This window comes from Rhodovarius crocodyli (assembly GCF_004005855.1).
Classification (GTDB): Bacteria; Pseudomonadota; Alphaproteobacteria; order Acetobacterales; family Acetobacteraceae; genus Rhodovarius; species Rhodovarius crocodyli.
Genome location: NZ_SACL01000003.1, coordinates 271,215 through 283,607, shown reverse-complemented (window position 1 = coordinate 283,607; position 12,393 = coordinate 271,215). Strand labels below are relative to the sequence as shown.

At 71.0% G+C, this 12,393-nt stretch carries 10 protein-coding genes; 9 read left to right on the top strand and 1 reads right to left on the bottom strand.

The window, feature by feature from the left end:
- Positions 1-114 precede the first annotated feature (114 nt).
- The 9 genes from EOD42_RS10575 to EOD42_RS10535 all read left to right on the top strand — a co-directional run bounded on the left by EOD42_RS10575 (position 115) and on the right by EOD42_RS10535 (position 11,524).
- Complete coding sequence (locus EOD42_RS10575; RefSeq protein WP_127787491.1) at positions 115-3,060, top strand: bifunctional [glutamine synthetase] adenylyltransferase/[glutamine synthetase]-adenylyl-L-tyrosine phosphorylase; 2,946 nt, start codon at positions 115-117, stop codon at positions 3,058-3,060.
- Positions 3,057-3,524, top strand: a complete 468-nt coding sequence (gene bcp / locus EOD42_RS10570; RefSeq protein ID WP_127787490.1) for a thioredoxin-dependent thiol peroxidase — start codon at positions 3,057-3,059, stop codon at positions 3,522-3,524. The genes EOD42_RS10575 and bcp overlap by 4 nt, the downstream gene beginning before the upstream one ends.
- A gap of 101 nt (positions 3,525-3,625) precedes the next feature.
- Complete coding sequence (locus EOD42_RS10565; RefSeq protein WP_127787489.1) at positions 3,626-6,301, top strand: Ig-like domain-containing protein; 2,676 nt, start codon at positions 3,626-3,628, stop codon at positions 6,299-6,301.
- A gap of 103 nt (positions 6,302-6,404) precedes the next feature.
- The gene (phnN, locus tag EOD42_RS10560) at positions 6,405-6,932 is read left to right on the top strand and encodes a phosphonate metabolism protein/1,5-bisphosphokinase (PRPP-forming) PhnN (RefSeq protein WP_127787488.1); all 528 of its coding nucleotides are present in this window, start codon (positions 6,405-6,407) and stop codon (positions 6,930-6,932) included.
- Positions 6,933-6,944: 12 nt separating this feature from the next.
- The gene (locus tag EOD42_RS10555) at positions 6,945-7,643 is read left to right on the top strand and encodes a GntR family transcriptional regulator (protein WP_127787487.1); all 699 of its coding nucleotides are present in this window, start codon (positions 6,945-6,947) and stop codon (positions 7,641-7,643) included.
- A gap of 2 nt (positions 7,644-7,645) precedes the next feature.
- The gene (locus EOD42_RS10550; RefSeq protein WP_240655109.1) at positions 7,646-8,143 is read left to right on the top strand and encodes a cysteine dioxygenase family protein; all 498 of its coding nucleotides are present in this window, start codon (positions 7,646-7,648) and stop codon (positions 8,141-8,143) included.
- Positions 8,144-8,172: 29 nt separating this feature from the next.
- Positions 8,173-9,069 carry a DMT family transporter gene (locus tag EOD42_RS10545; protein ID WP_127787485.1) on the top strand — a complete coding sequence of 299 codons (897 nt, stop codon included), beginning with the start codon at positions 8,173-8,175 and terminating at the stop codon, positions 9,067-9,069.
- Between the two features lie 86 nt (positions 9,070-9,155).
- Positions 9,156-9,647 carry a hypothetical protein gene (locus EOD42_RS10540; protein ID WP_127787484.1) on the top strand — a complete coding sequence of 164 codons (492 nt, stop codon included), beginning with the start codon at positions 9,156-9,158 and terminating at the stop codon, positions 9,645-9,647.
- A 47-nt stretch (positions 9,648-9,694) separates the two neighbouring features.
- On the top strand, positions 9,695-11,524 hold the full coding sequence (locus EOD42_RS10535; RefSeq protein ID WP_338069638.1) for an AsmA family protein: 1,830 nt from the start codon (positions 9,695-9,697) through the stop codon (positions 11,522-11,524).
- Here the strand turns inward: EOD42_RS10535 and EOD42_RS10530 are convergent.
- On the bottom strand, positions 11,521-12,309 hold the full coding sequence (locus EOD42_RS10530) for a class I SAM-dependent methyltransferase (RefSeq protein WP_127787482.1): 789 nt from the start codon (positions 12,307-12,309) through the stop codon (positions 11,521-11,523). The two genes, EOD42_RS10535 and EOD42_RS10530, sit on opposite strands and share 4 nt — an antisense overlap.
- Positions 12,310-12,393 lie beyond the last annotated feature (84 nt).

Genomic DNA, 12,393 nt, shown 5'->3' with positions numbered 1-12,393 from the left:
GGCTTCGCGGCGCCGCGCCCACGCCCGAAGGTCGGCAGCCGCCCCGGCGCCAGGCGCCTCGGATCGCGAGGGTCGTCTTGACCTGTCATCGATCCCTCGTTCCCATCTGTGCCGATGTCGCGCAACCCCTCCTCCTCTCCTTCGGCACGTGTCCTGGCCCGCCCCCTGCCGGCGGCCCATGATACAGAGGCCCTCGCCCTCACGCTCGAGCATCTGCGCGAGGGCGATACGCCGGCCCCCGCGCTGGCCGCCAGCGACGCCGCCCGCCCCTGGATCGCGGCCCTCGCCGGCCACAGCCCCTATCTGGCCGAGCTGCTGCAACGAGAGCCCGCCCTGTTCCAGCGCTTCCTGGCCAAGGGGCCGGAGGACGCCTTCAAACTCTGCCTGGCGCCGCTCGCCCGCGTCGCGGCCGGCACGCCCCGCCAGGCGCTCGGCGCCCTGCTGCGGCAGGTGAAGCGCCGCGCGGCGCTGGTCATCGCCGCCGCCGACATCGGCGGGCTGTGGCCGCTGGACCGCGTGACGGGCGCGCTGACGACGCTCGCCGAAGCCTGCCTGCAGACCGCGTGCCGCCACCTGCTGCGCACCGCCGTGGAACGCGGGGAACTGAAGCGCGTTGCCGCGAAAGGTGCCAAGGGCTGCGGGCTGGTGGTGCTGGGCATGGGCAAGTTCGGCGCGCGGGAGCTGAACTACTCCTCGGACATCGACCTGATCGTGATGTTCGACCCCGAGGCCGCCGTGGACCCGGAGGAGGCGCAATCCGCCTATGTGCGGATCGCCCGCGACCTGGTGCGGCTGATGGAGGAACGCACGGCCGAAGGCTATGTGTTCCGCACCGATCTGCGCCTGCGCCCCGACCCCTCGGCCACGCCGCTGGCCGTGCCCATCCCCTCGGCCATCGCCTATTACGAGAGCATGGGCGCCACCTGGGAACGGGCTGCCATGATCAAGGCGCGGCCGGTGGCGGGCGACATCGCGGCCGGCGACGCCTTCCTGAACGAGATCCGCCCCTTCGTCTGGCGCCGGCACCTGGATTTCGCGGCGCTGGCCGACATCCATTCCATCAAGCGCCAGATCCACGAGCACCAGGCCGACAAGAAGGGCGCGCACGACACGATCCAGCTCGCGGGCCATAACGTGAAGCTCGGCCGCGGCGGCATCCGGGAGGTGGAGTTCACCGCCCAGGCGCTGCAGCTGATCTGGGGCGGGCGCGACCCCGGCCTGCGCAACCCGACCACGCTGGGCGCCCTGTCGGCGCTGGTGGCCGCCGGCAAGCTGGACCGCAACGCGCTGGCCGGCCTGTCCGACGCCTATGTCTTCCTGCGGGAGCTGGAACATCGGCTGCAGATGGTCGAGGACCGCCAGACCCACCAGATGCCGGAGGATGACGCAGGCCTGGCGCGCATCGCCAGCTTCATGGGCTTCACCGGCACTGAGGCGCTGGCGGCCGAGATGTTCCGCCACATGAGCGTGGTCGAGGCCCACTATACCCGCGTCTTCGAGGGCATTGCCGGCGGTCCGCGCAGCGACGCCCCGCCGGTGCCCCTCGGCCCCGAGGAAGCGCCCGAGGCCGCGGCCCGGCTGGAGGCGCTGGGCTTCTCGGACGGCGCGAGCGCCGCCGCCATCCTGCGCGGCTGGCAGCAGGGCCGCGTGCGCGCCCTGCGCAGCGAGCGTGCGCGGCTGCTGCTGCACGGGCTGCTGCCCGCGCTGCTCGATACCTTCGCGGAACAGGCGGAGCCCGACCATGTGCTGGCCCGCTTCGACGCCATGCTGGCGCGGCTGCCGGTGGGGGTGCAGATCTTCTCGCTGATGGCGCGCAACCCGGTACTGCTGAAGCGCGTGGCCAATATCCTGGGCGCCGCCCCGTATCTGGCGGACCATCTGGCCAACACGCCCGCCGCCTTCGAGGCGCTGCTGGGCCATGACCCCACCGCCCCCCTGCCGGTCGCGGCGCTGGTGCGCGACGCGCGGCATTTCGAGGAAGCGCTGGACAGCGCGCGGCGGCTCGCGACCGAGCGCCGCTTTGAGATCGACGCCGCCATGCTGGAAGGCCGGCTGACGGCCGACCAGGCGGGGGTGCTGAGGTCGGACATGGCCGATGCCGTGATCGCCGCCATCATGCCCGCCGTGGCCGAGGAATTCGCCATCCGCCACGGCCGGATCGAGGGCGGGTCGCTGGCGATGCTCGCGCTGGGCAAGCTGGGCGGGCGGGAGATGCTGCCGCGCTCCGACCTCGACATCGTGCTGCTGTATGAGCACGCGCCGGAGGCCGAGGCATCCTCCGGCGGCACCAAGTCGCTGGCGCCCAGCGAGTATTTCATCCGCCTGTCGCACCAGGTGGTGGCGGCGCTGTCGGCGCCGGGCGCCGAGGGCAAGCTGTTCGATGTCGACATGCGGCTGCGCCCCACGGGCAACAAGGGCCCGGTGGCCACGCGCCTCGAAAGCTTCGCGCGCTATCACGCCGAGGAAAGCTGGACCTGGGAACGCATGGCCCTGCTGCGCGGCCGGGTGGTGGGCGGGCCCGCCGATTTCCACGGCCGCGTGGCCGCCGCCCTGCGTGAGGCCCAGCTGCGCCCCCTGCCGCCCGGCAAGGCCCTGGCCGATGCGGCGGCCATGCGCGGGCGCATGCTGCGCGACCTGCCGCCCGTGGGCCCCTGGGACCTGAAATCCATGCCCGGCGGCATGATCGAGGTGGAGTTCATCGCCCAGGCGCTGACGCTGGAACACGCCCCCCACCGGCCGGAGCTGCTGGTGGGCAACACCCAATCCGCGCTGGCGGCCCTGGGCGCCGCCGGGCTGTTGCCGGAGCACGAACTGCTGGTGCGGGCCGAGAACCTGTGGCGCACCCTGCTGGGCCTGCGGCGCCTGATGGCGCCCGGCCCGCGCGACGCAGCACTTTCCACCGCCGCCGAGGCCGCATTGCTGGCCGGCGCGGGCCAGGTGCTGGGCACCCAGCCCGTTGACCTGGCGGCGCTGCGCACACAGATCGACCACCACGCGGCGGCGGTGCGGGCGGCCTTCATCCGCCACATCGGCCGCCCCGAGACAGGAGAGAGCGCATGAGCGGACCGAATCCCGGCGACGAAGCCCCCGCCTTCACCATGCCCGCCAGCGGGGGGCGCCAGGTGTCCTCCGAGGCCCTGAAGGGCCAGCCCTATCTGCTGTATTTCTACCCCAAGGCCAACACGCCCGGCTGCACCACCCAGGCCTGCGGCATCCAGGAGGCGCTGCCGGCGCTGGGCAAGCTGAAGCTGACGGTCATCGGCGTCTCGCCCGACCCGATGAAGCCCATCGAGAAGTTCGCCGCCAAGTTCGGGCTGGAGTTCCCCCTCGCCTCCGACGAGGACCACGCGGTGGCCGAGGCCTATGGCGTGTGGGTCGAGAAATCCATGTACGGCAAGACCTATATGGGGATGGAGCGGTCGAGCTTCCTGGTCGGCGCGGATGGCAGGATCGTGAAGGTGTGGCGCAAGGTGAAGCCGGATGCCCATGCGGCCGAAGTGCTGAAGGCGGCGGCGGAGCTGTGATCGGGTCTCATGCGTTTGCATGAGGACAGGCTTTAACGCGCGGTTAATATACCTCTCGGAAGCCCGGCCCGACGCCGGGCCCATTTCCGGGAGCGGCGCCGTTGTCCAACGATCTCTCACTCGTGGCCCCGCTGACGGGGGTAGTCACGCTGACCGCCCTGGCGAGCTCGGCTAACGGCCGCTTTCTGGTCGTCAGCGGCTACGGCAGCCCGGTTTCAGGCGTCAGCGGCGACAACCCCAGTAACAGCTATGCGGATGTCTATCTGCTGGACACGCTGGAAGGCTCGGCACGGCTGATCTCGGTCGGCCCGGGATACTCGGCCGCCGGCGCCCGCATCAGCGATGACGGGCAATTGGTCATGTTCCAGCCCATCGCTGCGGTCGACGGCCAAACGCCCGGCAATGTCCGCAACAACTACAGCAGCAACGTCACCCTCTGGAGCGCGGAGAGCGGCACGTTCATCCCGCTCAGCGTCGACAGCGCGGCCATAGGCGGCATTGCCAATCCGGGCTACGCCGGGGCCTCGGCCGACCTGCGCTATCTGCTGCTGACCGGCAATTCGGCCGGCGCCGCGCCGCTCTGGCTGTATGACCAGCGAACCGGCACCGCCCAGTTGGTTTCCTCCGCCGCGACCAGCTCTGCCCTGCAGTCCGACTTCACCGGCGGCGTGACGCCCGACGGGCGATATGTGGTGTTCAGCACGCAGGCGAAGCTGGAGGCCGCAGACGGGAACAACTTCGCGGACGTCTTCCGCTATGACACGCAGACAGGCGTCCTGAAGCTGGTGTCGCACCGCGCGGATGGCAGCTATCCGGTGTCGAACTCCGTCTGGAGCGCGCCGCCGCTGAACCTGTTGCCGTCCGTCTCGGCGGACGGGCGCTACATCGTCTACAACGGCGGCGGACCGACCGCCGCGTCCTCCGGCGTGTGGCTGTGGGATGCGCTGACGGACACGAACACCCTGCTTCCCACCAGCATCCAGGGCGGGGTCATTTCGGCCGACGGCAGCCAGGTGGCCTATTTCGGCGTCGGCCTGAACTCGAACGCGCCGATCATGGTCTATGACGTGGGCACGGGCGCGGTGCGTCAGGCGGGCAGCGTGAACGTAGGCCCCTATGGCGTGCTCAGCCTGTCGGCGGACGGGAAGTGGCTGTTCTACACCACGAACCAGGCCCTGGTTCCGGAGGATCAGAACGCCACGGGCAACCTGTATCGCTTCTCCCTGTCCGGCGACACCACCGCCCCCACCCTTTCCATCACCAGCAGCGACGCGGAGCTGACGCGCGGCGAGACCGCCACCATTACCTTCGCCTTCTCAGAGCTGGTGGGCGGCTTCACCCTCTCTGACATCGCGGTGGCCGGGGGCACGCTGTCCGACCTCTGGACCAGCGACAACATCACCTGGACCGCCCGCTTCACCCCCAGCGCCGACTGGCACGGCACCGGCGCCTTCATCGTGCTGGGCAACGCCTATCACGACCTGACCGGCAACTCCGGCGTCTCCCACGGGCTGAACCTGTCGGTGGCCACGGACACGCTGGGCGCCACGCCCATCCTGTCCGCCATCACCACCGATACCGGCATCGCGGGCGACTTCATCACCGCCGACGGCACGCTGGTGCTGCATGGCCAGGCGGGGGCGCTGCGGGATGTCCAGGTCTCCCTGGCGGGGGGCGGGCTGCTGGGCACCGCCTTCACGGACATGAACGGGCAGTGGAGCCTGGACCTGACCGGCGCGCCCTTCGCGCCCGGCCGCTATGTGCTGCATGTCACGGCCGATGACGGGGCGGGCGGCAGCCTGGCCGCCGCCGCCGACACCGTGCTGCTGGTCACCGCCAGCGAGATCTCGCCCAACCTGCGCCCCGATCACGGCGTGACGCAGGCCCTGGGCGGCGGCGCCACGCTGAACCTGGGTGGCGGCAGCCACCTGGTGATGCTGGATGGCGCCGGCAACAGCGTGACATTGGGCGAGGGGCAGAGCTTCGTCATGTCGGGCCACGTCGCGGGCACCACCGTCACCGCCGGCAATGGCGGGGTGGGCATAGAGCTGCTGGGCTGGAACAACACCATCACCACCGGCTCGGGCGATGACGAGATCTGGGCCGGCATGGGCATGTCCGTCATCCGCAGCGGCGCGGGCAACGACACGATCTGGCTGGGCGCCTCCGGGGCCTCCAGCGTCGATGCCGGGGCGGGGGACGACATCATCAACACCGGCGGCGCGCTGAATGACGTGCTGCGCGGCGGGCTCGGCAACGACCAGTATGTGGTGCGCAGCATCACCACCCAGATCATCGAGAACCCCGGCGAAGGCACGGACACCGCCTGGGTCGCGGTGGACGGCTTCGCCATACCCGCGAATGTGGAGGTGATCCGCCTGATCGAGGCGGCGCACCAGTTCACCGGCGGGGCTGGCGGCGACACCATCGTGGCGAACCAGTCGGGTGCCGCGGGCTCCGTCCTCGACGGCGGCGCGGGGGACGACATGCTCTATGGCTCGGCGGGCGCGGATGTGCTGACGGGCGGCACGGGCAACGACGTGCTGTTCAGCTATGGCGGGGCGGACCGCTATGTGTTCGGCGCCGGCTGGGGCCATGACGTGATCTGGGGCTGGCAGGCCGGGCAGAAGCTGGACGTGTCGGGGCTGGGCTTCAGCTTCGCGGATGTGGTGCAGGTGGGCGGCGACGGCATGGTGCGGGTGCTGATCGGCGCCGATGGCTTCGACATCCATGGAATCAACGCCGTATCCGCGGGAGATTTCATCTTCCAGGCTTGATTTCCCGTGCCGTGACAGGCCGGCCGTCACACAACCTCCTCACTCATCCTCTTGCCCCCGCCGCCGATCCGGCCGATGCCGGACCGGCACGGGAGATGTTGGCATGCTGATTGGTGTGGTGGGGCCTTCGGGCGCGGGCAAGGACACGGTGATGGCGGGGCTGCGCGCCGCCCTGGCCGAGGACCCGCGCTTCGTCTTCGCGCGCCGCGCCATCACCCGCCCCGCCGATGCGGGCGGCGAGGACCACCTGGCCCTGACCGAGGCCGAATTCGCCCGGCAGGATTTCGCCCTGCAATGGTCCGCCCACGGGCTGCGCTACGGCATCCCGCGCTCCATCGAGCACGATCTGGCGCGGGGCCGCGTGGTGCTGGCCAACCTCTCGCGCACGGTGCTGGAGGAAGCGGCGGCCCGGTATCCGTTCGCGGTGCTGCACATCACGGCTTCCGCCGCGCTGCGCGCCGCCCGGCTGGCCGCGCGCGGCCGCGAGGAACCGGCCGACATCGCCGCCCGCCTGTCGCGCGAGGCACCGTTGCCGCCCGGCCTGCGCGTGCTGACGGTGATGAACGACACCACCCCCGAGGCAGCTGTTGCAGTTGCGAGAAATTATCTTGCATCCCTGCCGAGGGCGTGACATGTCAGTGGCATGTCCATGGTCATGCCCGTCAACCTGTCAACTTTCGAGGCACCACCCTCGCTGACCGAACAGGCCGCGCGCCAACTGCGCCGGGACATCATCTCCACGCGCCTCGAACCGGGCTCCAGCCTGTCCGAGGCGACGCTCTCCGCCTCCATGGGGCTCGGCAAGGCGCCGATCCGCGCGGCGCTGGCGCGGCTGTCGGATGAAGGGCTGATCGCCGCCCTGCCCCGCCGCGGCTGGGTCGTCTCCCTCGTCACCATCCGCGACATCCATGAAGTGTTCGACCTGCGCCTGCTGCTGGAGCCCGAGGCCGCGCGCCGCGCCGCCGGCCGGGTGGATGCCGAGCACCTGAAGACGCTGGATGGCGTCTGCGCCGCCGGCTACCAGCCCGGCAACGGTGACAGCGCCATCGATTTCCTGGAGGCCAACCGCGCCTTCCATGTCGCCGTGGCCGAGCTTTCGGGCAATGCGCGCCTCGCGCGGCAGCTCGGTCGGCTGCTCGACGAAAGCACCCGCATGCTCGTCATGGGCCTGATGCGCCGGGACCGCACCGGCGAGATGGCGCATGAGCACGAGGAACTGATCGCGGCACTCGCCCTCGGCCGGGCCGAGGAAGCCGCCCGCATCATGCATGAACAGGTGGATGCCAGCCGCAAGATGGTGCTGGCGGCGCTCACCTCTCCGGAACTGGGGATTTCCGTATGAACATGATCCGCCCGCGCGCCTCGCTGAACGCGATGCTCGCCGCCATCGACGAGGCCTGCCGCACCCCGCTCGAAGGGCGTGAAGTGCGGGTGGCCGATGCCATGGCCCCCTTTCTGGACGACCCGGAACTGCTGGCCGACGTCTCCTGCCCGGAATGCCCGGACCACTACATCCGCCACCTTCTGCATGAGGGCGAGGATTACGGCGTGGTCGCGCTGGTGTGGCGCCCCGGCCAGATGTCCCCCGTGCATGCCCACAAGAGCTGGTGCGCCTTCGGCATGCATCGCGGCATCATGACCGAGCACTACTACGCCCCCGGCGAGCCCCCGCGCCTGACGGCCGCGCATCTGCGCCTGCCCGGCGATGTCAGCCACGGCCCGGCGCGCGACGACCTGATCCACCGCCTGGCCAATTGCTGCTCGGAGACGGCGGTCTCCATCCATGTCTATGGCCTGGCCTACGAAAAGTTCGCGACGGACCTCAACCTGATCCTTGCGTGAACTTCCGGTAAGCCACACTGTGCCGCGCAATGAATTCGCGGCTCTGGCTTGGCCTTGCACTCGGGATGGGGGCGTCGGTGATCTGGGGGGCGCATGCCGTGGTGGCGCGCATCTCCCTCGCCGGGCAGGGCATGCATCCCTTCGATCTCATCGCCTGCCGTTTCCTGATCTCGGGCCTCATCCTCGCGCCGCTGGTCTGGCGTGAGCGCGCGGCGCTGGTGCGCCTGGGCCTGCCGAAGCTGCTGGTGCTGACGGCCATGGGGGGCGTCGGCAACCTGATGGTGTTCACCACCGCCCTGCTCTATGCCCCGGCCAGCCATGGCGGCACCATCCCGCCCATCACCGGACCCATCATGGGCGCGCTGGCGGGCTATCTGCTGCTGGGGGAAACGGCCACGCGCGGGCGCGTCGGGGCGCTGGGGCTGATGCTGCTGGGCGTGCTGTTCATCGGCTGGGACGGGCTGTCGACCGACCTGCCGGATGTGTGGAAGGGCGACGTGCTGCTGTTCATGGCGGGCACCAGCTGGGGCTTCTTCGGCGCGCTGCTGCGGCGCTGGCAGGCGCCGGCCTTCGTCACCGCCTCGGCCATGGCGATCGTCTCGGCCATCATCATCCTGCCGCTGTGGGTCAGCACCTCCGCCGCGGATTTCCTGGCGCGGCCGCTGTGGCTGCAGCTCTGGATCGGTTTCGCGCAGGGCATCATGCTGGGCGTCATCTCCATGCAGATGTTCACCCGCAGCCTGGAAATCCTGGGCCCCACCCGCGCGGCCACGCTGTCGGTGGTGGTGCCGGTGGCGGCGCTCGCCATGTCCGCCATCGTGCTGGGTGAGGCGATCGGCGCCAAGCAGGCACTGGGCGCGCTGCTGGCCATCTTGGGCATGCTGGGCGCCGTGACGCTGACGGGCGGCCCCGCGCGCGCACGCTGAAGCCCGGGCACGCCGAAGCATGGGCACGGTGAAGATCACGATTGCCCCATTGCCCGGCGCGTGCGGCGCGGCATAGGTTTCCGGCCATGCGCCGCCTCGTCCTCAGCCTGCTGATCCTGCTTTCCGCCTGCGCGGAGACCGAGACCCGTTACCTGCCGCCCGCGGGCTTCACGACCATGAGCACGCCGGCCGGCGCGCTGGAGGCGGGCGATTCCTGCATCGCCACCTGCCAGGCCGAGCGCCAGCAATGCCTGAATGCCGAACAGGCCAGCGCCGGCGCCTGCTTCGGGGCCGATTCCGCGATTTCGCGCGGCTTCAACGGCTGCCGAGAGGGCGCGGCCGGCTGCGTGGCCCCGCCGATCTGCCTGCAGAACTCCGATGGCTGCACCGAGACCTATAACGCCTGCTACTCCCGCTGCGGCGGCGTGGCGCTGCAGGTGCGCCGCCCGCGCCAGACCGTGAGCGACGCCATGCCCAGCACGCCCTTCGTGGTGCCGCCCCTGCCGGGCAGCGCGCCGGTGGCCGCCGCGCCGCGCCGCCGCACCCGCAGCCGTCCGGCGCCCTCACCGGCCGAGTAAATCCGCGCCACGCGTGGTAACCTCATCGGACGGCATGGGTTCTTCCCCTGTCCGCCAGAGGAAGCCGCGCCCTGATACGCCGCCTGATCATCGCCCTGCTCTGCCTGCCGCTGCTGGCACTGGCCACGCTGTGGCTGGCGCTGCCGCGGCTGGAGTTGGCGGGCATGGCGGCGGGCCGGATCTCGGCGCGGCTTGACCGCCAGGCGACCATCGGCAGCCTTCGGGTCACGCCCGGGCTGACGCTGCGGGTGGCGCTGCGCGACGTGAAGCTGGCCAACATCACCGGCGGCAGCCGCCCGGACATGCTGACGCTGCGGCAGCTGGATGCCGGCATCGCCCTGTGGCCGCTGCTGATGGGCCGGCTGGAATTGACGGATGCGGCGGCGGAAGGTGCCTCCCTGCTGCTGGAACGCGACGGGGAACGCCGGGGCAACTGGCAGGGCGCGCGGCAGACCCGCAGCGCCGCGGCCTCCGGCCGGGATGGCGGGTGGTATGCGGCCCTGCTGCGCGTCACGGGTTCCGAGATCCTGATCCGCACCAGCAGCGGCAAGCTGCTGCGGGTGGGGGTGGATGAAGCCGAGATCGCGACCGACAGCCGGACCGAACCCGTGCGCCTGCACGCGCGCGGCAGCTATAACGACCTGCCCCTGGCATTGCAGGGACGCCTCGGCAGCTTCGCGGAACTGGCCCAGGCGGAGCGCCCCTTCCCGATGAAGCTGGAGGCGCAGTCCCGCCGCACCCAGGCCGCGCTGGACGCCACCGCCAGCGACCCCATGAACTTCGACCGCTGGCAGGGCCGGCTGGAGCTGCGCACGCCCGAGCTCGCCACCTTCCTGCGTGACCTGGGTGTGCAGGGCGCCCCCGACATCGCCCTGGAACTGGCGGGCGATGCTAGCCGCGAGGGCGATGTCTGGGCCCTGCGCGACGCGGCCGGCAGCCTGGACGGCCAGGCGCTCACCGCGCCCCTGCTGCGCCTGACCGAAGGTCTACCCGGCGTGGCCGACGACCTGGACGTGCAGCTGGACGCGACGCGGCTGGACCTGAACCGCCTGCTGGGCCGCAATGCGGGCCCGGCGCCGGACGGCGATGCCGACACGCGCCTGGTGGTGGACCGCAACCCCGACCCCACCATCACCGCCCGCCTGACGGCGCGCGAGCTGCTCTATGGCGAATGGCGCGCCACGAATGCCGCCCTGCGGGTGAACGTGACGCCCGGCCGCATCGAGATTCCGCAGGCCAGCGGGGTGATCGCGGGCGCGCGGCTGCAGGCGGCGGCCGAGGCGCAGGCGGTTGAGGGCGGCACGGCCGTGGAAGCCAGCGTGACCATGCGTGAGGGCCGGCTGGACGCGCTGCGCCAACTGCTCGGCCTGCGCCCGCTGCCGCTGGAAGGCGCGGTGACGGCCGAGGCGCATGTGCAGGCCAGCGGCGGCACGCTGCGCCAGGCGATGCGCCGGGCCTCGGGCACCGCCGTCCTCAGCATCCGCAACGGCAGCATCGAGCGCGCGGTGATCGAGGCGATGTCCACCGATCTGCGCGCCATCTTCCGCACCGCGCCTGGCCGCACGCCGCTGCGCTGCGCGCTGGCCGTGGTGGTGCTGCGGGAAGGGCGTGGCAGGGTGATGCCCCTGCGGCTGCGCGCCGCGACCGGCACGGTGCAGGGCAGCGCCAGCTTCGACCTGATGCGGCGGCAGCTGGACCTGGCCGTGCGCAGCCAGCGCGACACCACGGATTTCCTGGCGCTGGACCTGCCCATCCGGGTGCATGGTAGCTTCGCAAACCCCGAGATCGGCCTCGGTTCACGCGACAGCCTGCCGGGGGATGGCGCGATCGCGCTGCCTGAGGGGCTGCGCGCCACGGTGCGGCAGAACGGCTGCTAGACCGGGTATTTGCCGGGCGGTGTTTCCTCCGGCAGGCCCATCGCGATCTCCCGCGTCACATAGTCGCGGTCGAACTGGCGCGCGGTGATGCCGAAGCAGCCGCAGGCGCGCGGGTCATCGGTGCGCAGCAGCGTGCTGGGGGGCTGGCCGCAGGCCGCCAGATGCGGCTGCAACCCGTCGCGGATGAACTCCAGCGCGCGCCGCGCCCCGCGCGGGCGCACCAGATAGGCCTTGTTGAAGCCCACCAGCACCATCTCGAACCGTCCGGGGTTCTGGGCCAGCCAGGTCATCGCGCCCCAGGTGACGCCCACGAAGCTCTCGGAGAAGAAATCGTCCAGCACCACCACGCCGTCCTGCCGCAGCACGCGGTCGGCCAGGGCCAGGTCCGCCTGGACGCCCCAGGTGCCGTGGTCGCCGTCGATATGCACGAAGCGGGTGCCGAGCGCCGGCAGCGAATCGGGGGGCAGCGCCTCGGAATATTGCAGGATCGGCTCCACCTTGCCCTGGCAGTGCGGGCGGATCAGCGCGACGGACTGCTCCATCAGCGCGGTGCCGATATCCACAAGCCGCAGCGTGGCGTCGTCGCGCAGGTGCATGCCCATCATCAGGGCGGACCGGCCATAGGCCACCCCGATCTCCAGCATGTCACCCGGGCCGCCGGGCCCGCCCTGGAACGCCAGAAAGGCATCGAACAGCGCGGCCGACATGTCGGAATACCAGCCCTGCACGCCTTCTGCGGCCTGCATGTAGGCGTGGTAGCGGGAATGTTCCGGTGTTTCGGCCATGCCGCGGAGCTTAGCCACAAGCGGGACGGAAGCGAAGCACGCGCGAGTTGATCGGCCGCCCCCGCTATCCACATATCATCCACA

What these genes read in the sequence shown, in the direction of transcription:
- EOD42_RS10575 (WP_127787491.1), top strand. Translation starts at nt 115, where the DNA reads ATGTCGCGCAACCCCTCCTCCTCTCCTTCGGCACGTGTCCTGGCCCGC.
- bcp (WP_127787490.1), top strand. Translation starts at nt 3,057, where the DNA reads ATGAGCGGACCGAATCCCGGCGACGAAGCCCCCGCCTTCACCATGCCC.
- phnN (WP_127787488.1), top strand. Translation starts at nt 6,405, where the DNA reads ATGCTGATTGGTGTGGTGGGGCCTTCGGGCGCGGGCAAGGACACGGTG.
- EOD42_RS10555 (WP_127787487.1), top strand. Translation starts at nt 6,945, where the DNA reads ATGTCCATGGTCATGCCCGTCAACCTGTCAACTTTCGAGGCACCACCC.
- EOD42_RS10550 (WP_240655109.1), top strand. Translation starts at nt 7,646, where the DNA reads ATGATCCGCCCGCGCGCCTCGCTGAACGCGATGCTCGCCGCCATCGAC.
- EOD42_RS10545 (WP_127787485.1), top strand. Translation starts at nt 8,173, where the DNA reads ATGAATTCGCGGCTCTGGCTTGGCCTTGCACTCGGGATGGGGGCGTCG.
- EOD42_RS10540 (WP_127787484.1), top strand. Translation starts at nt 9,156, where the DNA reads ATGCGCCGCCTCGTCCTCAGCCTGCTGATCCTGCTTTCCGCCTGCGCG.
- EOD42_RS10530 (WP_127787482.1), bottom strand. Translation starts at nt 12,309, where the DNA reads ATGGCCGAAACACCGGAACATTCCCGCTACCACGCCTACATGCAGGCC.